Source organism: Pseudomonas sp. B611, from assembly GCF_055407965.1.
Map to the genome: position 1 here is coordinate 556,514 of NZ_JBUZST010000001.1, position 21,838 is coordinate 578,351.

The window sequence follows — 21,838 nt, forward strand, 5'->3', positions numbered from 1 at the left end:
TCAGTGGCCTTGCAGCAGGTGGGTCACCAGGCCGCGCAGCACATCAATCTGCTGGTTCGGGTGGAAGTCCGCATCGGCCGCCACTCGGGCGAACATGCCGTCGATCAGAGTGGCCAGCCAATTGGCCGCCTCAGGCACGGTCAAGGTGGTGTGCAATTGCCCGGCCTTGCCGGCAGCCTCGATCAGCGCCTCCAGGCCTTCGCGCAAGTAGCGGTCGTTGGCTTTCATCAGGCAAGCGACGGCTTCATCACGGTGGCCCAAGGCGGAAATTTCCAATGCCAGGCCCGCGTAATGGCGGTCACACGCCAATTCACAGGTGTGGTCCACGAACGCCAGCAGCGCGGCCATCGGGTCTTCGGCAGCGGCCAATGGCGCCATCGCTTGTTGGATCTGCTCACCTTCGCGGGCCACCAGCGCCAGTAACACTTCATGTTTGCTGGCGAAGTAGTGGAACAGGTTACCGGCGCTCATCCCGGCGGCGGTGCAGATGTCGGCCGTGCGGGTGGCGACGAAACCCGCTTCGGCAAAACACCGGGAAGCGGCGTCGAGCAATGCCATGCGTTTGCTTTCACGTTGCAGCGGATCAGCGGTGCGCATCGTCGTCTCATTCATTAATTGAGTGGTCACTCAATTAAAGGCCAGGTAAGAAATTTCTGCAAGGTTTTTGCTCAACGCCAATTATTTAAGTGATTACTCTAAAAAAATCGCACGGTTGGCAAGATCGTTTCTACGCTTAGGGTAAGTCTGATTTCTGGCCCAGGGAGTCAGTCTGTTTGTCCGCTGAGGCATTGCGCTTCACGGGAGGCGGTTGATGGGCATCAGGAACAGTTGATTGAAATCAGGAGTAGTAGTCCATGGCCAAGTCCTATGGTGTTGTGGGTGCAGTGGCGTTTTTTTTGACCCGCAGAATGTCTTTATGGGGTCGAAGATTGAGTTCGGATGAGGCCGAATTACTGGCGCAGTACCGCGCCCTGACCGAGAACGATCAGGTGGCGATGCGGTATCTGATTGGGGCGATGAAGAGTGTGTCGCGGTTCTGAATGCACAGTTGAAACCTGTGGGAGCTGGCAAGCCAGCTCCCACATTTTGCATCAGGTGTACTTACGCTGGTCCGGCGCCGGCGGGAAGTACTGGTACAGCCAGGTTTCGCTCAAGGTGCGGTCCTGGGTACGGATAAACAGGCGCAGCTCTACCGGCTCCACGCTGTCGCTGGTGGGGTACCAGTCGAACAGGATGCGGTAGCCCTTGATGTTATCGAGCACCAGGATGCTGAAATCCTTCACCTCGCCATGGGAGCAGGTCACCACCGGTTCGATCCCGGTGCCGGCCGGCAGGCGATCCAGGCCGCCGCCCTTGAAGTCCACGGCAAAACGACGGGCCCACACAGGTGGGTAGTGCTCGCCCGGTGCCCAGCCTTCGGTGAAACCGCCCATGCCTGAGCGGGTGGCGTCGACTTGTGCCAACGGCGTGCTCACCGGCGGCAAGGCGCTCCAGTACAGCTTGTAGCCGTAGTTGAGCGAGTCGCCGGCAGCGACCGGTTTTTTCGGCGTCCAGAAGGCCACGATGTTGTCCATGGTCTCGCCGGTGGTAGGAATTTCCAGCAGGTCGATGGAGCCTTCGCCCCACGCCGTGGTCGGTTCGACCCACAGGCTTGGGCGCTTGCTGTACCAGTCCACGGTGTCCTGGTAGCTGGCGAATTCATGGTCGGTCTGCACCAGGCCGAACCCTTTCGGGTCTTTGTCGGCGAACGCGTTGAACTGCAGCTTGGCCGGGTTGTTCAGCGGGCGGCAGATCCACTCGCCGTTGCCGCGCCACATCGCCAGGCGGTCCGAATCGTGGATCTGCGGGTGGATGGTGTCGCACATGCGGCGTTCATGGGTACCGCAGCTGAACATGCTGGTCATCGGCGCAATGCCCAGTTGGTCGATGGCGGTGCGCGCATTGATATGGGCGTCGATGGCCATTACCACCTGGGTGGCCTGGCAGTCGATGTCGAAACGATAGGCGCCGGTGGCACTCGGCGAGTCGAGCAAGGCGTAGACCACAAAACGCGTGGCGTCCTTGTCCGGGGTTTCGAACCAGAACTGCGTGAAATCCGGGAATTCTTCGCGCTTTTTCGCGTAGGTATCAATCGCCAGGCCGCGTGCGGAAAGTCCGTATTGGCCGGTGTTGTCCACCGCACGGAAGTAGCTGGCGCCGAGGAACGACAGCACGTCATGCCGATCCAGCTCCGGTGCCTTGAACAGCTTGAAGCCGGAGAAGCCCAGGTCGCCTTTCAGTTGCTTTGTATCGACCGTGGTTTTCTCGTAGTTGAACAGCGAAGGGCGGAAATGCACCTCGCGGGCCTCACGGGTCTTGGGATCGACACTGTGCATGCGCACCGGCGTCTTGAAGCCCATGCCGACGTGGAAGAACTGCACGTCCAGTTGGCCGTTCAAGTCCTTCCACAGCGAATGGTTGCCGTCATAGCCAATGGCGTTGAAATTCTGCGGGCTCATGGTCGCCAGGGTCGGCGGCAGCACCTGCTTGGTGTCTTTATACGCAGTGCCGGCGAGTTGCTTGGCCTGGGCCTTGAGTGTTTCAAAATCGAATGTCACAGCCTTGCCGTCGGCGGCACGGTTTCCGGCCCAGGCCTGCGCGGCGAGCAGGCCGCTGGCCGACAACCCGGTGTAGGCCGCGATGGCCATGGACGCTTTGAGCAAATTCCTGCGGTGCATAGAGACAACCTGTCGTGAGCAAATCCCGCGCCGTTCCTGGCACGTGCTGGATCAGAAATTACGGTTCGGACATGCCTTCGGCCAAACGCAACGGACAATAAACAGACGCCGGATAGCTTAAGCGGTTCGATGGTGTAGGAAAAATGATTGATAGCGGGGTGATGGCATTGCAAGTGCGACAAGACATTTCCGGGGGCCGCAGCCGGACACATTACTCAAGAACGATGAAGATCCAATGTGGGAGCCGGCTCCCACATTTAGAATGTATTTCAGCTCACTTCACCGACTGCCCTGTAAGCCTCGTCAATCGCCGCATGAGCATAAGCACTCCACGCCGCATCCGAGTTGGCGATGCTCACATGCCCCACCGGCTTGCGCGCCAGATTCATCCACGCTTCGCTCTCATCGGCATCATCAAACAAGCTGTTGGAGAAGCTCGCATAACCATGTGACCAGCGGTTGACCGTGATCGCCAGGATATCCGTTTCATGCTGGAAACCACCCGGCCCGAGCATGCGTTGCAACTGGTCACGCAATTGCGCTTCCAGTTGTTCGAACGTCTGCCCATACAACCTGCCGCGCCCGGCGCGGGCCTGGTCGCGGGCGTTCATGCCGCTGTTGGGGCTGGTGGGCACATAGACCATGTGCAAGCCAATCGGCTGCGTCGGGTCGCGCGGATGGTCGTAGCCGCCCATGCTTACCGGGTAGTCCAGCTTGATCCGGCTGTAAGGCTGGGTCGCCGCGTAGATCTCATGCACCCCCAGCTTCTGGAACGCCTGCCAATTGCGGATCACCACCTTGGTGTACACCAGCGGGTATTTCACGTTCTGGCTCAAGGCATGGGCCTGGGTTGCCGGCAGGTCTTTCAACAGGTACGGAATCATCATGTTGTAGCAGGCCAGGATGCAGCGCTTGCCACGCACCTGTGCGAGTTGTCCGCCACGGCTGTAGCCGATATGCACGCCATCGCCGACGTTGCGCACGCTGACTGCCGTGCTGTTCAGGCGCAGCCGCACGGCGGACGTCGGCTGGTCGAGCCGGGCGTAGTCAAACGGCGCCAGCACGATATCGTCCATGGTGTGCCCCGGCGCCACGCCGGGGATCAGGCTGCGCACCAGCAGACGCGCCACCGACGCGTTGCCATCGGGGAAGTGATAGATGTAAGGCTCTTCCATCTCTGCCGCTGCTTCTTCGCTGATCGGCGCCAGGTTCATTCCGGCAAAGCCTGGGAAACCTACGCTATAGGCGTCAGCTGAAGCCACGGCATCAATGCTCAATGCCATGAAGTCATTGGTGCGGCTCTGGAAGTACTTCACCGCACCTTGCGACAAACCTACATTCTTCAGGAGGAAATCGCGGTAACTGGTGGCGGCCAGGTAATCGGCCTTTTCTTCGGCGGACTTGCCCGGCAGGTAATCCCTGGGCGCGGTGTGCAATTCGATCAAGGCCAGACGATCCGCCTGGGGCAGCGGAAAGTCGTTGATGAAGTCGCTGATGGCGCGCGCATTCAGTTGGTCCGGCGCCACATCGTCCGCCACCATCGGCGTCGGGTCGCCGATCACCAGTTTGTCTTCGCCGAAGTTTTCCTTGTCGAAGAACACCCCGCGCGACAGGCCCATGCCTGGGTAGAACTGGCGGTCGAAGGCGGTTTCGAAGCGCTTGATATTCACCCCGAGTTTCTTCAACAGCCCGTTTACCTCTTTGCTATAGAGGTGGTTGGGCGACTGGAACGCCTCGCTGCCGCCATAACCGATGATCATGCGGCCACCGGCCTGGAACTCGTTGCGTTTGGCGTGGCCGCCGAAGTCGTCGTGGTTTTCCAGGATCAGGATTTTGGCCTTGGGATGCTTCTCACGGTAGAACCACGCCGCCGACAAACCGCTCAAGCCGCCGCCGACCACCACCAGGTCATAGGTCTCGTTGATCGGCAGCTTTTCGGTGTCGAACACCTTCTTTTCCCAGCCCATCTGGTGCGCCACTTCGAACGAGCCGACATGGCTGCCGCGCAAGCCGGTGAGGGCGGGCGGGTAGTAGCGACCGTCGGGGGCCGCTTGCAGGATTTGCAGCGGCGTCATGCCAGCAGCCAGGGTGATGGCGACACCGTTGAGGAAGTCGCGGCGGGTGATGTCCATGGGGGAAACCTACGAGTATTTATTGTTATAGGGAGATCCATGTGGGAGCGGGCTGTTGTGGCGAGGGAGCTTGCTCCCGCTGGAGTGCGAAGCGCTCCCAAGATTTTGGGGCCGCTGCGCAGCCCAGCGGGAGCAAGCTCCCTCGCCACAACAAGCCGGTTCCGACAGGGGAAATGTCAGTGCTTGAACATCACATGCCGCACAGTGGTGTAGTCCTCCAGCCCGTACATGGACATGTCCTTGCCATACCCCGACAGTTTCTGGCCGCCATGGGGCATTTCGCTGACCAACATGAAGTGGGTGTTCACCCAGGTACAGCCATACTGCAACCGCGCGGCCAAACGGTGGGCGCGGCCTACGTCGGCGGTCCACACGGATGACGCCAGGCCGTAGTCCGAATCGTTGGCCCAGCCCAGCACCTGGGCTTCATCGCTGAACTTGGTCACCGACACTACCGGGCCGAACACTTCACGGCGCACGATTTCATCGTCCTGTTGTGCGTCGGCCAGCACGGTCGGTTCAAAGAAGAAACCATTACCTTCCACGGCCTTGCCACCGGTGATCAGGCGGATATGCGACTGCGCCACCGCGCGCTCGACAAACCCGGCCACGCGGTCGCGGTGTTGCGCGGTGATCAGTGGCCCCAGCTCGGTGGCCGGGTCATCCTGCAAACCATGCTTGATGCTGGCGACTGCCGCGCCGAGCTTCTCGACAAACGCGTCGTAGATATCTGCCTGGGCGTAGATCCGGCAGGCGGCCGTGCAATCCTGGCCGGCGTTGTAGAAACCGAAGGTACGAATGCCTTCCACGGCGGCGTCGATATCCGCGTCGTTGAAGATGATCACCGGCGCCTTGCCACCCAGCTCCATGTGCATGCGCTTCACGCTGTCGGCGGTGCTGGAGATGATGTTCGCGCCGGTGGCGATGGAGCCGGTCAGCGACACCATGCGCACTTTCGGATGGTTCACCAGTGGGCTGCCCACGGTTGGCCCACGGCCGAATACCAGGTTGAGCACACCTGCAGGGAAAATGTCCGCCGCCAGTTCGACCATGCGCAGCGCGGTCAGCGGGGTTTGTTCCGACGGCTTGAGCACCACCGTATTACCGGCGGCGAGGGCGGGGGCGATTTTCCACGCGACCATCATCAGCGGGTAGTTCCACGGCGCGATGGAGGCAATCACGCCGACCGGGTCGCGACGGATCATCGAAGTGTGGCCGGGCAAGTACTCACCACCGGCCGACCCGCTCATGCAACGGCTGGCGCCGGCGAAGAAGCGGAACACGTCGGCAATCGCCGGGATCTCGTCGTTCAGCGCGGCGCTGTAGGGTTTGCCGCAGTTGTCCGACTCCAGCTTGGCCAGCTCTTCGCCATGGGCTTCGATGGCGTCCGCGAGTTTCAGCAGCAGCAGGGAACGGTCCTTCGGTGCGGTTTGCGACCAGCCTTCAAAGGCCGCATCGGCGGCGCGCACGGCGGCGTCTACCTGGGCTTCGCTGGCTTCATTGATTTCTACCAGCACACGGCCGAGTGCCGGGTTGAAGATGGCTTGTGCCGGGCCTTCGCCGGCGACCAGGTGGCCATTGATCAGTAATTTGGTTTGCATGATTCAGCTCTCCACAAACTATTGTTATCTCCCTGAAGAAACCCGGTTCAACTGTGGGAGCGGGCTTGCTCGCGAAAGCGGTGGGTCAGTCAGCACATCTGTTTCTGATACACCGCTTTCGCGAGCAAGCCCGCTCCCACATTTGTTGACCGCATTCCTCCAGTCAGTTATTTACCGCCACTCCCCGCCAAGCTTTCACCGCCGCGCGTCAGGTAATAGGCACCGAGAATCGGGAACATCGTCACCAGCATCACCAGCATCGCGACCACGTTGGTCACCGGTACATCCCGTGGGCGGCTCAACTGGTTGAGCAGCCACAGCGGCAAGGTGCGCTCGTGGCCGGCGGTGAAGGTGGTGACGATGATTTCGTCAAACGACAGCGCAAACGCGAGCATGCCGCCGGCCAGCAGTGCCGAGCCGAGGTTGGGCATGATGATGTAGCGGAAGGTCTGCCAGCCGTCGGCGCCGAGGTCCATCGAGGCTTCGATCAGGCTGTGGGAAGTGCGGCGCAAACGGGCGATCACGTTGTTGTAGACGATCACCACGCAGAAGGTCGCGTGGCCGACGATGATGGTGAACATCCCCGGCTCAATGCCCAGGGTCTTGAACGTCGCCAGCAACGCGATACCGGTGATGATCCCCGGCAGCGCAATCGGCAGGATCAACATCAGCGACACGCCCTGCTTGCCGAAGAACTCGCGACGATACAACGCCGCCGAAGCCAGCGTGCCGAGCACCATGGCAATCAGCGTGGCGATGGCCGCGATCTGCAATGACAGCTTGATCGCTTCCAGCACATCCGGGCGGGCGAAGGCCACGCTGAACCACTTCAAGGTAAAACCCTGGGGTGGAAAGCTGAACGCGGCTTCTTCGGTATTGAAGGCGTACAGGAAGATGATCAGGATCGGGAAGTGCAAAAACACCAGGCCGCCCCAGGCTGCGATCTTCAGGCCCAAACTGGATTTTTCAGAGTGCATCGAAGGCCCCCAGGCGTTTGACGATGGACAGGTAAACCGCGATCAGCACGATCGGCACCAGGGTGAACGCCGCCGCCATGGGCATATTGCCGATGGCGCCTTGCTGGGCGTAGACCATGCCGCCGACGAAGTAACCCGGCGGCCCTACCAGCTGCGGCACGATGAAGTCGCCCAATGTCAGCGAGAAGGTGAAGATCGAACCGGCGGCAATCCCCGGAATCGACAGCGGCAGAATCACCTGCATAAATGTCTGGCGCGGCTTGGCGCCCAGGTCGGCCGAGGCTTGCAGCAACGACGGCGGCAAACGCTCCAGCGAGGCCTGGATCGGCAGGATCATGAACGGCAGCCAGATATAGACAAACACCATGAACCGCCCCAGGTGCGAGGTGCTCAAGGTGCTGCCGCCCACGCCGGGAATGCCCAGCACGAACTGCAACACCGGCTCCAGGCCCAGGTGCTGCACAAACCACTGCGCCACGCCGCCCTTGGCCAGCAGCAGGGTCCAGGCGTAGGCCTTGACGATGTAGCTGGCCCACATCGGCATCATCACCGCGATGTAGAAAAACGCCTTGGTCTTGCCCGTGGTGTAGCGCGCCATGTAGTAGGCGATGGGGAAGGCCACCACGGCGCTGGCGATGGACACCACGATCGCCATGCTCAGGGTGCGCAGGATGATGTCGAAGTTCGACGGCTGGAACAGCGCGGCGAAGTTGGCCAGGGTCAGGTCCGGCGTGACCGCCATGGTGAAGTCGTCAAAGGTGTAGAAGCCTTGCCAGAGCAAGGTCAGCAGCGAGCCGAGGTAGATCGCGCCGAACCAGATCAATGGCGGTATCAACAACATCGCCAGGTACAGGTTGGGCTTGCGGTACAGCAGGTTGGAAAACCTGCGCATCGGCGGTTGGGAAAGGGCCAGGCTCATGTCACACCTCGCCTGCGATGTCGGTCAGTGGCGTCATGGCTTCACGGGCCCAGCGGGCGGTGATCGATTGGCCGACCTGATGGCCGCTGCTGATGTCCAGCCACTGGTTGTTGGCCTGGCTGATGTTCAAGGCCTGGCCGTTTTCCAGTTTCAGTTCATAGCGCGTGGCGCTGCCCTGGTATTGGATGTCGTGCAGCAGGCCGCTGACTTCCACTTCGCCGGCAGCCAGCGGGCCTTCGGCAAAACGTACGTGTTCCGGGCGGATCGAAAACGGCTGGGCGCTGCCACTGATACGCTGGGCCAGCTCGCCGCGCAGCACATTGGAGGTGCCGACGAACTCGGCGACAAAGGTGGTGGCCGGCTTCATGTACAGGTTGCGTGGGGTATCGACCTGTTCGATGCGGCCTTTGTTGAACACCGCCACCCGGTCAGACATCGACAGCGCTTCGGTCTGGTCGTGGGTCACGAAGATAAAGGTGATGCCGAGCTGGCGTTGCAGCTTTTTCAGCTCGCTTTGCATCTGCTCGCGCAGCTTGAGGTCGAGGGCGCCCAGCGGCTCATCCAACAGCAACACGCGCGGGCGATTGACCAGGGCGCGGGCCAGGGCCACACGCTGGCGCTGGCCGCCGGACAGTTGCACCGGCTTGCGCTCGCCGTAACCGCCGAGGGCGACCATCCCCAGGGCTTCCTCGGCACGGTTGAGGCGCTCGACCTTGCCGACGCCCTTGACCTTGAGGCCATAGGCCACGTTGTCGCGCACATTCATATGGGGGAACAGCGCGTAATCCTGGAACACGGTGTTCACGTCGCGCTGATACGGCGGCAAGCCCGCGGCTTCCTCGCCATGAATCCGGATGGAGCCTGCGCTCGGTTGCTCGAAACCGGCGATCAGGCGCAGGCACGTGGTCTTGCCCGAGCCGGAAGGGCCGAGCATGGAAAAGAACTCGCCGTCCTGGATATCGATGGAAACCCGGTCAACGGCCTTCACTTCGCCGAACTGACGGGAAACGTGGGTGAATTGGACTGCAAGCGTCATGGTGCGGTGCTCCGAAAAGTCTCAGGCAGAGGTGATCGTTCCCACGCTCTGCGTGGGAATGCCTCCTGTGACGCTCTGCGTCACGGTGTTAAAGGCGGACGCAAAGCGTCCTGGGCTGCATTCCCACGCAGAGCGTGGGAACGATCAGGCTTAGCGGCCGCCCATGATCGCAATGTAATCCTGGGTCCAGCGGCTATACGGCACGAACTTGCCGCCCTCAGCCTGCGGGGTTTTCCAGAAGGCGATCTTGTCGAACTGGTCGAAGCCATTGGTCTTGCAGCCTTCGGCGCCGAGCAGTTCGCTTTCCTTACAGGCTGCAGGCACCGCCGGCAGCGAGCCGAACCAGGCCGCCACATCGCCTTGCACCTTCGGTTGCAGCGACCAGTCCATCCACTTGTAGGCGCAGTTCGGGTGCTTGGCTTCGCTGTGCAACATGGTGGTGTCGGCCCAGCCGGTGGCGCCTTCCTTGGGGATGGTCGACGCAATCGGCTGCTTCTCGTTGACCAGGCCGTTGACCTGGTACGGCCACGCGCTGGAGGCCACCACGCCTTCGTTCTTGAAGTCACTCATTTGCACGGTGGTGTCGTGCCAGTAGCGGTGGATCAACGGTTGCTGGGCGCGCAACAGGTCGAGCACGGCCTTGTACTGGGTTTCGGTCAGCTCATAGGGGTTCTGGATGCCCAGTTCCGGCTGGGTCGACTTGAGGTACAGCGCCGCGTCGGCGATGTAGATCGGGCCGTCATACGCCTGCACGCGGCCCTTGTTCGGCTTGCCGTCCGGCAGGTTCTGCGGGGCGAACAGCACGTTCCAACTGGTGGGCGCGGTCTTGAACACATCGGTGTTGTACATCAACACGTTCGGGCCCCACTGGTACGGGGTGCCGTAGGTTTGTTGGCCGACCACGTACCACGGCGCATCCTTGAGGCGCGGGTCGATATTCTTCCAGTTCGGGATCAACGCCGTGTTGATCGGCTGCACGCGCTTGCCACCGATCAAACGCAGCGAAGCGTCGCCCGAGGCGGTGACCAGGTCATAGCCGCCCTTGGCCATCAGGCTGACCATTTCGTCCGAGGTGGCGGCGGTTTTCACATTGACCTTGCAACCGGTTTCCTTCTCGAAACCGCTGACCCAGTCGTAGGCCTTGTCGCTTTCGCCACGTTCGATATAGCCGGGCCAGGCGACGATATCCAGCTGGCCTTCACCAGCGCCAACGGCCTTGAGCGGTTCGGCGGCCTGCAGGCTGGCGCTGGCCAGCAGCGCGGTGGCCAGGGCACTGAGCAGTGCGGTCTTGTGCGCGGACATGGGGGTTCCCTCTTCTTTAATTATGGTCGGGGCAGTTTTTCGCAAACCGGTGACGCATGAGCTTAGTTGTTGTTTTAGAGATGCTGGCCGTGGCGCGCCATGATGTGGCGCACCACGCTGTAGTCCTGTAGCGAATCGCTGGACAGATCTTTGCCATACCCCGAGCGCTTCAAGCCGCCGTGGGGCATTTCGCTGACCAGCATGAAGTGGCTGTTGATCCAGGTGCAGCCGTATTGCAGGCGGGCGGCGACCTGCATGGCCTTGTCCAGGTTCTGGGTCCACACCGAGGAAGCCAGGCCGTATTCGGAGTCGTTGGCCCAGTCCACCGCTTGTTCCAGTTCGTCGAAGCGGGTCACGGTGACCACCGGGCCGAACACTTCGCGTTGGACGATTTCATCATTTTGTTTACAGCCGGCCAGCAGGGTCGGCTGGTAATAGAAGCCTGCGCCGGAATGCACGGCGGCGCCGGTCACGCGTTCGATATGCGGTTGGCCAAGGGCGCGTTCGACAAAGCTGGCCACGCGGTCGCGCTGGCGCGTGCTGATCAGCGGGCCGAGCTCGTTGTCGGCGTCGCGTTTGCCGGCAAAGCGCAGGCTGCTGACCGCGGCACCCAGCTCGGCGACCAATTTGTCGTGAATCCCGGCCTGGGCGTAGATGCGGCAGGCGGCGGTGCAATCCTGGCCGGCGTTGTAGTAGCCATAGGCGCGCACGCCCTCGACCACGGCTTGCAGGTCGGCGTCGTTGCATACGATCACCGGGGCTTTGCCGCCGAGTTCCAGGTGCGTGCGTTTCAGGGTTTTCGACGCGGCTTGCAGGATTTTCTGCCCGGTGACGATATCGCCGGTCAGCGAGACCATGCGCACTTTTGCGTGGCTGACCAAATGGCTGCCGACGCCTTCGCCACCGCCACACAAAATGTTGATCACCCCACGCGGCAGCAGTTGGCTGAGGGCCGGCGCCAGGGCCAGGATCGACAGCGGCGTGTGTTCCGAGGGCTTGAACACCAGGGTATTGCCGGCGGCCAGGGCCGGGGCGATTTTCCACGCGGCCATCATCAGCGGGTAGTTCCACGGCGCAATCGAAGCAACGACGCCGATAGGATCGCGGCGCACCATGCTGGTGTAGCCCGGCAGGTATTCGCCGCTGAGCTGGCCGGTCTGGCAACGCACCGCACCGGCGAAGAAACGGAACACATCGACGGTGGCGCTCAAGTCATCCTGGCGCGCCAGGTGCAACGGCTTGCCGCAGTTCAGGGATTCCAGGCGGGCCAGGTAATCGGCTTGTTTTTCGATGGCGTCAGCGATGCCGAGCAAGATGTTCGAGCGTTGCTGCGGCGTGGTCCGCGACCAACCGGCAAAGGCGCGGTGGGCGGCGAGAATCGCGCTTTCGACTTGCTCGGTGCTGGCTTCGGCGATCTGGGTGAGGACTTCACCGGTGGCCGGGTTGAGGATTGGCTCGGCAACACCCTGGCCCTGGACCAGTTCGCCGTCGATCAGCAACGCAGTGAGCAGCGGGGTGGGCGCGCCGGACATTTTTCGCGATCTCTTTTCTTGTGTGGCCATGGGCGTTCTCTTGCGAGGGCCTGACCTTTCTCTTATGGATGCACAGAGACTAGAGGTCAGGCGCGAGGTCAACAAATACTAAATACTGAATGCAGCATTCGATTAAATAGATGGCTTGCGCGGGTGCGGCTGTTCGCGGGCGACCGTCAGGAATGGGTCGACCAACGCCGGCCGCGCGGTGCCACGGCGCCAGGCCAGGCCGACGTCGAGGGTCTGGCTGAGGTCGGCAATCGGCCGCGCTTCAATAATGTCGCCCTCCAGCGACCAGGGGCGGTAGGTCATGTCTGGCTGGATCGACACGCCCAGGCCTGCCGCCACCAGGCTTCGGACGGCTTCGGTGGAAGCTGTGCGTAAGGTTACGCGTGGCTGTAGGCCGGCGCCGGCCCACAAGCGCTGGGCGTTGTGGCCCATTTCGTCGACGTTCAGCTGGATCAGCGGCTCGCGCGCCACGTCGGCGAGGTTGATGCTGTCGTGCTCCAGCAGCGGATGTTGCGCTGGCAGCCACAGGCGGTGCGGGGAGTGGGTGAGCACTTCGGTTTGCAGGGCGTGGCGGTCTTCGAGGTTGGAGAGGATCAGCACGCCCACATCGATTTCGCCGCTGACCAGCAAATGTTCGATGTACGGGCGCTCATCTTCCATCACACGGATTTCCACATTGGGATAGGCGCGCTGGAAGCGGGTGAGCAAATCCGCCAGGTAATAGCCGGCCACCAGGCTGGTCACGCCGATGATCAACTGCCCGGCCACTTGGTCGGTGCTTTGTTGCAGGCTGCGCTTGGCGTTATCGACGGTGGCGAGAATCAGGTGGGCCTGGCGTAGGAATTGATGACCCTGGTGGGTCAGGGTCATGCCCTTGGCGTGGCGATTGAACAGGTTGACGCCGATTTCCTGCTCCAGTTGCTGGATCGCCAGGGTCAGGGTCGATTGGGAAATAAACGCGGTCTGCGCGGCGGCCGAGATCGAGCCGGTCTCAGCCACGGCGATAAAGTGCCGGATTTGACGCAAGGTCATCATGCTGGAATTACCAGTGGGGTGTTTTTATAGATTTGTTCGAGTGTATATCGGTTTTAGCGAAGGGTCGTCGCGTTACATCTGGAAGCACTCTAGATCGGGGCTTTTTGGCACTTAGTTTTACGCTGGGGGCCTATTGGTCCTATGAACCCAAGTGTCTGGAGGCTACGCATGAATACCCGTGGATTGCTCGATCAACTGCTCAAATCCGGCCAGGACATGTTGCAAAACAAGGCTGGCGGCCAGCGTAAACAGGACGATAAAGGCGCCTTGGGCGGCTTGCTGGGCGGCGGCGGCCTGGGCAGTCTGCTCGGTGGCGCGGGCGGTGGGGCCCTGGCGGCGGGGGCCATGGGCCTGCTGCTGGGCAATAAAAAGGCGCGCAAGTTCGGTGGCAAGGCCCTGACCTACGGCGGCCTGGCCGCGTTGGGCGTGATTGCCTACAAGGCCTATGGAAACTGGCAGGCGCAACAGGCCAATGCACCGAAGGGCGAGCCGCAGACCATCGACCGCCTGCCACCGGCCCAGGTCGAGCAACACAGCCAGGCCATCCTCAAGGCGCTGGTCGCCGCCGCCAAGGCTGACGGCCATGTCGACGAGCGCGAGCGCACGTTGATCGAAGGCGAATTCACCAAGCTGGACAACGACCGCGAGCTGCAAAGCTGGCTGCACGCCGAACTCAACAAACCCCTGGACCCGGGCGATGTGGCCCGCGCGGCAGGCACTCCGGAAATGGCCGCCGAGATGTACATCGCCAGCGTGATGCTGGTGGACGAGGAAAACTTTATGGAAAAGGCCTACCTCGATGAGCTGGCCCGCCAACTCAAGCTTGAGCCGGGCCTGAAGGCCGAGCTGGAAAAACAGGTGCGCCTGAACTCGTAATCACTGACACAACAGGGATCAACATGTGGGAGCGGGCTTGCTGTGGCGAGGGAGCTTGCTCCCGCTCGACAGCGAAGCTGGAGCCGGCTTTTTGGGGGCGCTTCGCACCCCAGCGCAAGCAAGCTTGCTCGCCACAAAAGCCCTCCCACAGTTTTTTACCGAGCCAGGCTTTGTTCCGGAGGAGGGCGGCTCCCGCCTTTGTGGGGTGCCCGGGTTGTTTTTGGATTATGTGAGCATTCCATCAAAACCCGTTGATTAATGAGGGCTTCTGCTCAGCTATACTCCCCTCCATTTAAATGGCCCTGCGAGGAATTACTGTGAAGAACTGGACCCTGCGCCAACGGATCTTGGCAAGTTTTGCGGTCATTATTGCCATCATGCTGTTAATGGTTGTGGTCTCTTATTCACGGTTGTTGAAGATCGAAGCCAGCGAAGTCGCGGTGCGCGACGACGCGGTGCCAGGGGTTTATCTCAGTTCGATGATCCGCAGCGCCTGGGTTGACAGCTACCTGCAAACCCTTGAATTGCTGGGCCTGCGCGAAGACAAGAAACTCAGCGACGCCGACAAGGCCGAATTCAAATCCTTCGAAGTGCGCATCCAGCAGCAGATGAGCAACTATGAACAAACCATCGCCGGCAGCGATGACCGTTCCGAGTTCGAACGATTCGAAGCCCTGCACCAGGTCTACAACAAAAGCCTGTCCAGCGTGCTCGACAGCCTGCAACGCGGTGACCTTGTGGCCGCGCGCAAGGAGTTCGACACCCAGCTCACGCCGACCTGGACCGCAGGCCGCATGAAGCTCAATGACATCATCACCGAAAACAAGAACGTCGCCGATCGTGCGACCAACGCCATCGACGATGCCGTCTCTGCCGCCAAACTGAGCATGTTCCTGTCCCTCGCCGTGGCCATCCTGGCCGCTGGCCTGTGCGGCCTGCTGCTGATGCGCGCGATCATGGCGCCGATGCAGCGCATCGTCGAAATCCTCGGCACCATGCGCGACGGCGACCTGAGCAAGCGCTTGAACCTGGAGCGCAAGGACGAATTCAACGCGGTCGAGACCGGCTTCAACGACATGATGACCGAGCTCACAGCCCTGGTATCCCAGGCCCAGCGCTCGTCGGTGCAGGTGACCACCTCGGTCACCGAGATTGCCGCCACCTCCAAGCAGCAACAGGCCACCGCCACTGAAACAGCGGCCACCACCACCGAGATCGGCGCTACATCGCGCGAGATCGCCGCCACTTCCAAGGATTTGGTCCGCACCATGACCGAAGTCTCCACCGCCGCCGACCAGGCGTCGGTAGCGGCCGGCTCCGGCCAGCAAGGCCTGGCGCGCATGGAAGAAACCATGCACTCGGTGATGGGCGCCGCCGACCTGGTGAACGCCAAGCTGGCGATCCTCAATGAGAAAGCCGGCAACATCAACCAGGTGGTGGTGACCATCGTCAAGGTCGCCGACCAGACCAACCTGTTGTCGCTCAACGCCGCCATCGAGGCCGAGAAGGCCGGTGAATACGGGCGCGGTTTTGCCGTGGTCGCCACCGAAGTGCGCCGCCTGGCCGACCAGACCGCCGTGGCCACCTACGACATCGAGCAGATGGTCCGTGAGATCCAGTCGGCGGTATCGGCGGGCGTGATGGGCATGGACAAGTTCTCTGAAGAAGTGCGCCGTGGCATGTTTGAAGTGCAGCAGGTCGGCGAGCAGTTGTCGCAGATCATTCACCAGGTACAGGCCCTGGCGCCGCGGGTGTTGATGGTCAACGAAGGCATGCAGGCCCAGGCCACCGGCGCCGAGCAGATCAACCATGCCTTGGTGCAGTTGGGCGATGCCAGCAGCCAGACCGTCGAGTCCCTGCGCCAGGCCAGTTTTGCGATTGATGAGCTGAGCCAGGTTGCGGTCGGTCTGCGCAGCGGCGTGTCGCGTTTCAAAGTCTGATGAGCGACCTCGCGGCTAAACGCGGCGCCGTCCCGGCAGCGAAAAAGGCGTTGTTCCTGGTGTTCCATATCGGCAGCGAACGCTACGCCCTCAAGGCCACGGAAGTGGCCGAGGTGTTGCCGCGCCTGCCGCTCAAACCCATCGCTCATGCGCCGGCGTGGGTCGCCGGGATCTTTGCCCATCGCGGCGCGCTGGTGCCGGTGATCGACCTCAGCGCGCTGACCTTTGGCGCCCCGGCCCAGGCGCGCACCAGCACGCGGCTGGTGCTGGTCAATTACCAACCAAGCGCCGAGGTTGAATCGCGCTGGCTGGGGCTGGTCCTCGAACAGGCCACTGACACCCTGCGTTGTGACCCCGCGGAGTTCCAGCCCTACGGCCTGGACAACCGCCAGGCGCCCTACCTGGGGCCGGTGCGTGAAGACGCACTGGGCCTGATGCAATGGATCGGTGTGAGTGAACTGCTCACTGACGACGTGCGCGCCTTGCTGTTCTCGGCCGAGTTGAGCGTATGAGCAGCGACCCGCGTGTCTTCAACTTCCTCAAGGAGCGCATCGGCCTCGACGTCGCCTCCGTCGGCGAGGCAATCATCGAGCGCGCCGTGCGCCAGCGCAGCCAGGCCGTGCACGCGCAGACGGCCGATGATTACTGGCAGCAACTGCAACGCTCCCATGACGAGCAACAGGCGCTGATCGAAGCAGTGATCGTCCCCGAGACCTGGTTTTTCCGTTATCCCGAATCCTTTGCCACGCTGGCCCGCCTGGCCAAGGCACGCCTGGCTGAGATCAAGCAGATGCGCGCGCTGCGCATCCTCAGCCTGCCGTGTTCTACCGGCGAAGAACCCTATTCGATTGCCATGGCCTTGCTCGATGCCGGCCTGGCGCCGCACCAGTTCAAGGTGCTGGGCCTGGATGTCAGCCCGCTGTCGGTGGAGCGTGCGCGTCGCGGGGTGTATGGCAAGAACTCGTTTCGCGGTGCGGATATCGAGTTTCGCGACCGCCATTTCAGCGAGTCCGCCGACGGCTTCCACATCAGCGAGCGTGTGCGTGAGCAAGTGCGCCTGCAAGTCGGCAACCTGCTCGACCCGACGCTGCTGGCGAACGAGGCGAGCTATGACTTTGTGTTCTGCCGCAACCTGCTGATCTATTTCGATCAGCCGACCCAGAAGCAAGTGTTTGATGTGCTCAAGGGCCTGACCCACGAGGACGGCGTGCTGTTTATCGGCCCGGCCGAGGGCAGCCTTTTGGGGCGCCACGGCATGAAGTCGATTGGCGTGCCGCAGTCGTTTGCGTTCAGCCGGCATGTCGAGCCGGTCAAGCCGGAGCCGGTGTTTGTGCCGATTCCCGCACCGCCGCCCCCGCGCAGTGCGACGGCGTTGCCGGTCAAGCCGCGCCCGTTCAGCACGTTCAGTGCCCAGGTGGTGCCGATCAAGGCGCCACCGTCCGACGCGGCGGATTTGCTCAGCCAGATCGCCACCCTGGCCAACGAAGGCAAAAGTGCCGAGGCCCGTGCCGCGTGTGAACGCTATTTGAGCAACCATCCGCCGGCCGCCCAAGTGTTTTACTGGCTGGGGCTGCTCAGCGACGTGGCGGGCAGTGCCCTGGAAGCCCAGGGGTTTTACCGCAAAGCCTTGTACCTGGAACCCCAGCACCCGCAGGCCTTGATGCACCTGGCCGCGTTGCTTGAATCCCAGGGCGACAGTGCGGGGGCGCGCCGTTTGCAGGCGCGTGCCGCGCGTAGTGAGCGAGCTGACAGTGAGTCCAAACGATGAGTAGCCCACACGCGCTTGACACCACTGGCCTGGACCTGACCCTGGCCGATACCCAAGCCATCGACGACTGCTGGAACCGCATCGGCATCCATGGCGACAAGTCCTGCCCTTTGCTGGCGGACCATATCCATTGCCGCAATTGCGCGGTGTACTCCGCCGCCGCCACCCGGCTGCTGGATCGCTACGCGTTGCAGCAGGACGACCATCGCCCGCATGCCGCCGTGGAAATCGGCGAAGACGTGGTCACGCGGTCATTGCTGATGTTCCGTCTCGGCGAGGAATGGCTGGGCATCGCCACCCGTTGCCTGGTGGAAGTGGCGCCGTTGCAACCGATCCATTCCCTGCCGCACCAACGCTCCCGTGCCTTGCTTGGCGTGGCGAATGTGCGCGGCGCGCTGGTGGCGTGCCTGTCGCTGGTGGAGCTGCTCGGTCTGGACACCACCAGCAATGGCGCCAGCGGCGGGCGGATCATGCCGCGCATGCTGATCATCGCTGCGCAGGATGGCCCGGTGGTGGTGCCGGTGGATGAAGTGGATGGCATCCATGCCATCGACGAGCGCACCTTGAAGGCCGCGTCGGCCTCTGGCACCCAGGCCAGCGCGCGCTTTACCCAAGGCGTGTTGCAGTGGAAAGGCCGCAGCCTGCGATGGCTGGACGAGGCGCAATTGTTGTCAGCCGTGACCCGGAGCCTCACATGACCCCCGACCAGATGCGCGACGCCTCGCTGCTGGAACTGTTCAGCCTGGAAGCCGACGCCCAGACCCAGGTGCTCAGCGCCGGTCTGCTGGCCCTGGAACGCAACCCGACCCAGGCTGACCAGCTTGAAGCTTGCATGCGCGCGGCCCACTCGCTTAAGGGTGCGGCGCGGATTGTCGGGGTGGACGCTGGGGTCAGCGTGTCCCACGTGATGGAGGATTGCCTGGTCAGCGCCCAGGAAAGCCGGCTGTACCTGCAACCCGAACATATCGATGCGTTGCTGCAAGGCACTGACCTGCTGATGCGCATCGCCACGCCGGGCAACACCGTGGGCCCGGCGGATATCGAAGCCTATGTGGCGTTGATGGAGCGCTTGCTCGATCCGTCCCAGGCGCCGGTCAACGCCGTGTCGCCGCCAGTGCCACCAGCGCCCGAGCCCGCACCTGCGCCGCTTGTTGAAGAGCTGCCGCTGGAGCCCGAGCCTGCGCCGCCCGTCACCGCTGAGCCGCCGCGCCAGAACCGACGCATGACCGAAGGCGGCGAGCGCGTATTGCGCGTGACCGCCGAGCGCTTGAACAGCCTGCTGGATCTGTCCAGCAAGTCCCTGGTGGAAACCCAGCGGCTCAAGCCTTACCTGTCCAGCATGCAACGCCTCAAGCGCATCCAAAGCCAGAGCGCACGCGCCCTGGACACGCTGGACGGCCAGCTCAAGACCCTGGACCTGAACCTCGAAGCCCAGGAAGCCCTTGCCGATACCCGCCGCTTGCTCAGCGAAGCTCAGGCCCTGCTGGCGGAAAAAACCGCCGAGCTGGACGAGTTCGGCTGGCAGGCCGGGCAGCGCGCCCAAGTGCTCTACGACACCGCACTGGCCTGTCGCATGCGCCCATTTGCCGACGTACTGGCCGGGCAAGTGCGCATGGTCCGCGACCTGGGCCGCAGCCTGGGCAAGCAGGTGCGCCTGGAGATCGAGGGCGAAAAGACCCAGGTCGACCGCGACGTGCTGGAAAAGCTCGAAGCGCCGCTCACCCATTTATTGCGCAATGCCGTCGATCACGGCATCGAAATGCCCGAGCAGCGCCTGCTGGCGGGCAAGCCGGCGGAAGGTTTGATCCGCCTGCGCGCGTCCCACCAGGCCGGTCTGCTGGTGCTGGAGTTGAGCGATGACGGCAATGGTGTGGACCTGGAACGCCTGCGTGGCACCATCGTCGATCGGCACTTGTCGCCGCTGGAAACAGCCCTGCGCTTGAGCGAAGAGGAACTGCTGACCTTCCTGTTCCTGCCGGGTTTCAGCCTGCGCGACAAGGTTACCGAGGTGTCCGGGCGCGGCGTCGGCCTGGATGCAGTGCAACACATGGTGCGCCAACTGCGTGGTGCGGTGGTGCTGGAGCAGACGGCGGGGCAGGGCAGTCGTTTCCACCTGGAAGTGCCGCTGACCTTGTCGGTGGTGCGCAGCCTGGTGGTGGAAGTCGGTGAGGAAGCCTATGCATTCCCGCTGGCGCATATCGAACGCATGTGCGACCTGGCGCCCGACGACATCGTGCAACTGGAAGGCCGCCAGCATTTCTGGCACGAGGGCCGGCATGTCGGCCTGGTCGCCGCCAGCCAGTTATTGCAGCGCCCGGCCGGCCAGAGCCCGTCGGACACCTTGAAAGTGGTGGTCATCCGCGAGCGCGACGCCGTGTACGGGATTGCCGTTGAGCGCTTCATTGGAGAGCGCACGTTGGTGGTGTTGCCACTGGATGATCGCCTGGGCAAGGTCCAGGATATTTCCGCTGGCGCCTTGCTCGACGACGGCTCGGTGGTGTTGATCGTCGATGTCGAAGACATGCTGCGTTCGGTGGACAAGCTGCTCAACACCGGCCGCCTGGAGCGGATCGCCCGACGTAGCCAGCAGGCCACCGAAGTGCCGCGTAAACGCGTGCTGGTGGTGGATGACTCGCTCACCGTGCGTGAGCTGCAACGCAAATTGCTGCTCAATCGTGGCTATGAGGTCGCGGTGGCAGTGGATGGCATGGATGGTTGGAATGCCTTGCGCTCCGAGGATTTCGACCTGTTGATCACTGATATTGATATGCCTCGCATGGACGGTATTGAATTGGTCACACTGTTGCGTCGTGATAGTCGCCTGCAATCGTTGCCGGTGATGGTGGTGTCGTACAAGGATCGCGAAGAAGACCGACGTCGTGGCCTTGATGCCGGCGCCGACTATTATTTAGCCAAGGCCAGCTTCCACGACGATGCCTTGCTCGACGCGGTGATGGAACTGATCGGAGGGGCACGGGGATGAGGATTGCGATCGTCAATGACATGCCCCTGGCTGTTGAAGCCCTGCGCCGTGCCTTGAGTTTCGAACCTGCCCATCAGGTGGTGTGGGTGGCGAGCAATGGCTTGGAGGCGGTGCAGCGTTGCGCTGAAGTGACCCCGGACCTGATCCTGATGGACCTGATCATGCCGGTGATGGACGGCGTGGAGGCGACTCGCCAGATCATGGCCGAGACGCCGTGCGCTATCGTGATTGTTACCGTAGACCGTCAGGCTAACGTCAGTCGCGTCTTCGAAGCCGTGGGCCACGGTGCCCTGGATGTGGTGGACACCCCGGCGCTCGGCGTGGGCAACCCCAAGGACGCGGCGGCGCCGTTGCTGCGCAAGATCCTCAATATCGGCTGGCTGATCGGCCAGCGCGGCAGCCGCGTGCGTGCCGAGGCAGCGCCCCAACGCGCGACCGGCAAACGCGAGAGCCTGGTGGCGATCGGTTCGTCGGCGGGCGGCCCGGCCGCCCTGGAAATCCTGCTCAAGGGCTTGCCCCGGGACTTTTCCGCGGCCATCGTACTGGTGCAGCATGTGGACCAGGTGTTTGCCGCCGGCATGGCCGAATGGCTGAGCAGCGCCTCCGGCCTGCCGGTGCGCCTGGCCCGCGAAGGCGAACCGCCGCAAAGTGGCGTGGTGTTGCTGGCCGGCACCAACCATCACATCCGGCTGCTGAAAAATGGCACCCTGGCCTACACCGCCGAGCCGGTGAACGAGATTTACCGGCCGTCCATCGACGTGTTTTTCGAGAGCGTCGCCAGCCACTGGAACGGCGACGCGGTCGGTGTATTGCTGACCGGCATGGGGCGCGACGGCGCCCAGGGGCTCAAGCTCATGCGTGAACAAGGATATTTGACCATCGCCCAGGATCAGCAGAGCTGCGCGGTGTATGGCATGCCCAAAGCGGCGGCGGCGATTGATGCTGCTGTTGAAATTCGCCCATTGGATAGAATTGCGCCCCGATTGCTGGAGGTCTTTGCAAAATGATCAA

General features: G+C 62.4%; 18 protein-coding genes. 8 read left to right on the forward strand and 10 right to left on the reverse strand.

What is annotated here, in order from left to right; genetic code table 11:
• Positions 1–597 (reverse strand): TetR/AcrR family transcriptional regulator, encoded by a 597-nt coding sequence (locus ACZRMO_RS02635; protein WP_463971810.1) that lies wholly within the window; start codon positions 595–597, stop codon positions 1–3.
• A 257-nt stretch (positions 598–854) separates the two neighbouring features.
• Here ACZRMO_RS02635 and ACZRMO_RS02640 point away from each other — a divergent pair, with 257 nt between their 5' ends.
• A complete protein-coding gene (locus ACZRMO_RS02640) occupies positions 855–1,040 on the forward strand; it encodes a hypothetical protein (protein ID WP_017738236.1) in 186 nt (61 codons plus the stop codon).
• A gap of 51 nt (positions 1,041–1,091) precedes the next feature.
• Here ACZRMO_RS02640 and ACZRMO_RS02645 read toward each other — a convergent pair whose 3' ends face one another.
• The 9 genes from ACZRMO_RS02645 to ACZRMO_RS02685 all read right to left on the reverse strand — a co-directional run bounded on the left by ACZRMO_RS02645 (position 1,092) and on the right by ACZRMO_RS02685 (position 13,260).
• Positions 1,092–2,717 carry a glucan biosynthesis protein D gene (locus tag ACZRMO_RS02645; protein ID WP_207039854.1) on the reverse strand — a complete coding sequence of 542 codons (1,626 nt, stop codon included), beginning with the start codon at positions 2,715–2,717 and terminating at the stop codon, positions 1,092–1,094.
• Positions 2,718–2,986: 269 nt separating this feature from the next.
• Positions 2,987–4,849, reverse strand: coding sequence for an NAD(P)/FAD-dependent oxidoreductase (locus ACZRMO_RS02650; protein WP_463971811.1), 1,863 nt, complete (start codon positions 4,847–4,849; stop codon positions 2,987–2,989).
• A 176-nt stretch (positions 4,850–5,025) separates the two neighbouring features.
• Positions 5,026–6,450 carry a gamma-aminobutyraldehyde dehydrogenase gene (locus tag ACZRMO_RS02655; RefSeq protein ID WP_463971812.1) on the reverse strand — a complete coding sequence of 475 codons (1,425 nt, stop codon included), beginning with the start codon at positions 6,448–6,450 and terminating at the stop codon, positions 5,026–5,028.
• 167 nt (positions 6,451–6,617) lie between these two features.
• Entirely contained in the window at positions 6,618–7,427 is an 810-nt protein-coding gene (locus tag ACZRMO_RS02660; RefSeq protein WP_463971813.1) for an ABC transporter permease, read from the reverse strand.
• Positions 7,417–8,346, reverse strand: coding sequence for an ABC transporter permease (locus ACZRMO_RS02665; protein ID WP_207039851.1), 930 nt, complete (start codon positions 8,344–8,346; stop codon positions 7,417–7,419). Before ACZRMO_RS02665 ends, ACZRMO_RS02660 begins: the two co-directional genes overlap by 11 nt.
• Before the next feature lies 1 nt (position 8,347).
• The gene (locus ACZRMO_RS02670; RefSeq protein ID WP_463971814.1) at positions 8,348–9,382 is read right to left on the reverse strand and encodes an ABC transporter ATP-binding protein; all 1,035 of its coding nucleotides are present in this window, start codon (positions 9,380–9,382) and stop codon (positions 8,348–8,350) included.
• Between the two features lie 150 nt (positions 9,383–9,532).
• On the reverse strand, positions 9,533–10,684 hold the full coding sequence (ydcS, locus tag ACZRMO_RS02675; RefSeq protein ID WP_463971815.1) for a putative ABC transporter substrate-binding protein YdcS: 1,152 nt from the start codon (positions 10,682–10,684) through the stop codon (positions 9,533–9,535).
• A 74-nt stretch (positions 10,685–10,758) separates the two neighbouring features.
• The gene (locus tag ACZRMO_RS02680; protein ID WP_463971816.1) at positions 10,759–12,216 is read right to left on the reverse strand and encodes a gamma-aminobutyraldehyde dehydrogenase; all 1,458 of its coding nucleotides are present in this window, start codon (positions 12,214–12,216) and stop codon (positions 10,759–10,761) included.
• A 132-nt stretch (positions 12,217–12,348) separates the two neighbouring features.
• Positions 12,349–13,260 (reverse strand): LysR family transcriptional regulator, encoded by a 912-nt coding sequence (locus ACZRMO_RS02685; RefSeq protein WP_012722545.1) that lies wholly within the window; start codon positions 13,258–13,260, stop codon positions 12,349–12,351.
• A gap of 168 nt (positions 13,261–13,428) precedes the next feature.
• Here ACZRMO_RS02685 and ACZRMO_RS02690 point away from each other — a divergent pair, with 168 nt between their 5' ends.
• The 7 genes from ACZRMO_RS02690 to cheB all read left to right on the forward strand — a co-directional run bounded on the left by ACZRMO_RS02690 (position 13,429) and on the right by cheB (position 21,834).
• The gene (locus ACZRMO_RS02690; protein WP_463971817.1) at positions 13,429–14,136 is read left to right on the forward strand and encodes a tellurite resistance TerB family protein; all 708 of its coding nucleotides are present in this window, start codon (positions 13,429–13,431) and stop codon (positions 14,134–14,136) included.
• Between the two features lie 317 nt (positions 14,137–14,453).
• Positions 14,454–16,076 carry a methyl-accepting chemotaxis protein gene (locus ACZRMO_RS02695; protein WP_463971818.1) on the forward strand — a complete coding sequence of 541 codons (1,623 nt, stop codon included), beginning with the start codon at positions 14,454–14,456 and terminating at the stop codon, positions 16,074–16,076.
• Positions 16,076–16,588: a chemotaxis protein CheW gene (locus tag ACZRMO_RS02700; protein ID WP_463971819.1), complete on the forward strand. Its 513-nt coding sequence runs from the start codon at positions 16,076–16,078 to the stop codon at positions 16,586–16,588. Before ACZRMO_RS02695 ends, ACZRMO_RS02700 begins: the two co-directional genes overlap by 1 nt.
• Entirely contained in the window at positions 16,585–17,844 is a 1,260-nt protein-coding gene (locus ACZRMO_RS02705; protein ID WP_463971820.1) for a CheR family methyltransferase, read from the forward strand. The genes ACZRMO_RS02700 and ACZRMO_RS02705 overlap by 4 nt, the downstream gene beginning before the upstream one ends.
• Positions 17,841–18,542: a chemotaxis protein CheW gene (locus tag ACZRMO_RS02710; protein WP_463971821.1), complete on the forward strand. Its 702-nt coding sequence runs from the start codon at positions 17,841–17,843 to the stop codon at positions 18,540–18,542. Before ACZRMO_RS02705 ends, ACZRMO_RS02710 begins: the two co-directional genes overlap by 4 nt.
• Complete coding sequence (locus ACZRMO_RS02715; RefSeq protein ID WP_463971822.1) at positions 18,539–20,827, forward strand: response regulator; 2,289 nt, start codon at positions 18,539–18,541, stop codon at positions 20,825–20,827. Before ACZRMO_RS02710 ends, ACZRMO_RS02715 begins: the two co-directional genes overlap by 4 nt.
• On the forward strand, positions 20,824–21,834 hold the full coding sequence (gene cheB / locus ACZRMO_RS02720) for a chemotaxis-specific protein-glutamate methyltransferase CheB (protein WP_463971823.1): 1,011 nt from the start codon (positions 20,824–20,826) through the stop codon (positions 21,832–21,834). The genes ACZRMO_RS02715 and cheB overlap by 4 nt, the downstream gene beginning before the upstream one ends.
• Positions 21,835–21,838 lie beyond the last annotated feature (4 nt).

Excerpts from the sequence above, each read along its gene's own strand:
- ACZRMO_RS02635 (WP_463971810.1), bottom strand. The coding sequence starts at position 597 with ATGCGCACCGCTGATCCGCTGCAACGTGAAAGCAAACGCATGGCATTG.
- ACZRMO_RS02640 (WP_017738236.1), top strand. The coding sequence starts at position 855 with ATGGCCAAGTCCTATGGTGTTGTGGGTGCAGTGGCGTTTTTTTTGACC.
- ACZRMO_RS02645 (WP_207039854.1), bottom strand. The coding sequence starts at position 2,717 with ATGCACCGCAGGAATTTGCTCAAAGCGTCCATGGCCATCGCGGCCTAC.
- ACZRMO_RS02650 (WP_463971811.1), bottom strand. The coding sequence starts at position 4,849 with ATGGACATCACCCGCCGCGACTTCCTCAACGGTGTCGCCATCACCCTG.
- ACZRMO_RS02655 (WP_463971812.1), bottom strand. The coding sequence starts at position 6,450 with ATGCAAACCAAATTACTGATCAATGGCCACCTGGTCGCCGGCGAAGGC.
- ACZRMO_RS02660 (WP_463971813.1), bottom strand. The coding sequence starts at position 7,427 with ATGCACTCTGAAAAATCCAGTTTGGGCCTGAAGATCGCAGCCTGGGGC.
- ACZRMO_RS02665 (WP_207039851.1), bottom strand. The coding sequence starts at position 8,346 with ATGAGCCTGGCCCTTTCCCAACCGCCGATGCGCAGGTTTTCCAACCTG.
- ACZRMO_RS02670 (WP_463971814.1), bottom strand. The coding sequence starts at position 9,382 with ATGACGCTTGCAGTCCAATTCACCCACGTTTCCCGTCAGTTCGGCGAA.
- ydcS (WP_463971815.1), bottom strand. The coding sequence starts at position 10,684 with ATGTCCGCGCACAAGACCGCACTGCTCAGTGCCCTGGCCACCGCGCTG.
- ACZRMO_RS02680 (WP_463971816.1), bottom strand. The coding sequence starts at position 12,216 with ATGTCCGGCGCGCCCACCCCGCTGCTCACTGCGTTGCTGATCGACGGC.
- ACZRMO_RS02685 (WP_012722545.1), bottom strand. The coding sequence starts at position 13,260 with ATGATGACCTTGCGTCAAATCCGGCACTTTATCGCCGTGGCTGAGACC.
- ACZRMO_RS02690 (WP_463971817.1), top strand. The coding sequence starts at position 13,429 with ATGAATACCCGTGGATTGCTCGATCAACTGCTCAAATCCGGCCAGGAC.
- ACZRMO_RS02700 (WP_463971819.1), top strand. The coding sequence starts at position 16,076 with ATGAGCGACCTCGCGGCTAAACGCGGCGCCGTCCCGGCAGCGAAAAAG.
- ACZRMO_RS02705 (WP_463971820.1), top strand. The coding sequence starts at position 16,585 with ATGAGCAGCGACCCGCGTGTCTTCAACTTCCTCAAGGAGCGCATCGGC.
- ACZRMO_RS02710 (WP_463971821.1), top strand. The coding sequence starts at position 17,841 with ATGAGTAGCCCACACGCGCTTGACACCACTGGCCTGGACCTGACCCTG.
- ACZRMO_RS02715 (WP_463971822.1), top strand. The coding sequence starts at position 18,539 with ATGACCCCCGACCAGATGCGCGACGCCTCGCTGCTGGAACTGTTCAGC.
- cheB (WP_463971823.1), top strand. The coding sequence starts at position 20,824 with ATGAGGATTGCGATCGTCAATGACATGCCCCTGGCTGTTGAAGCCCTG.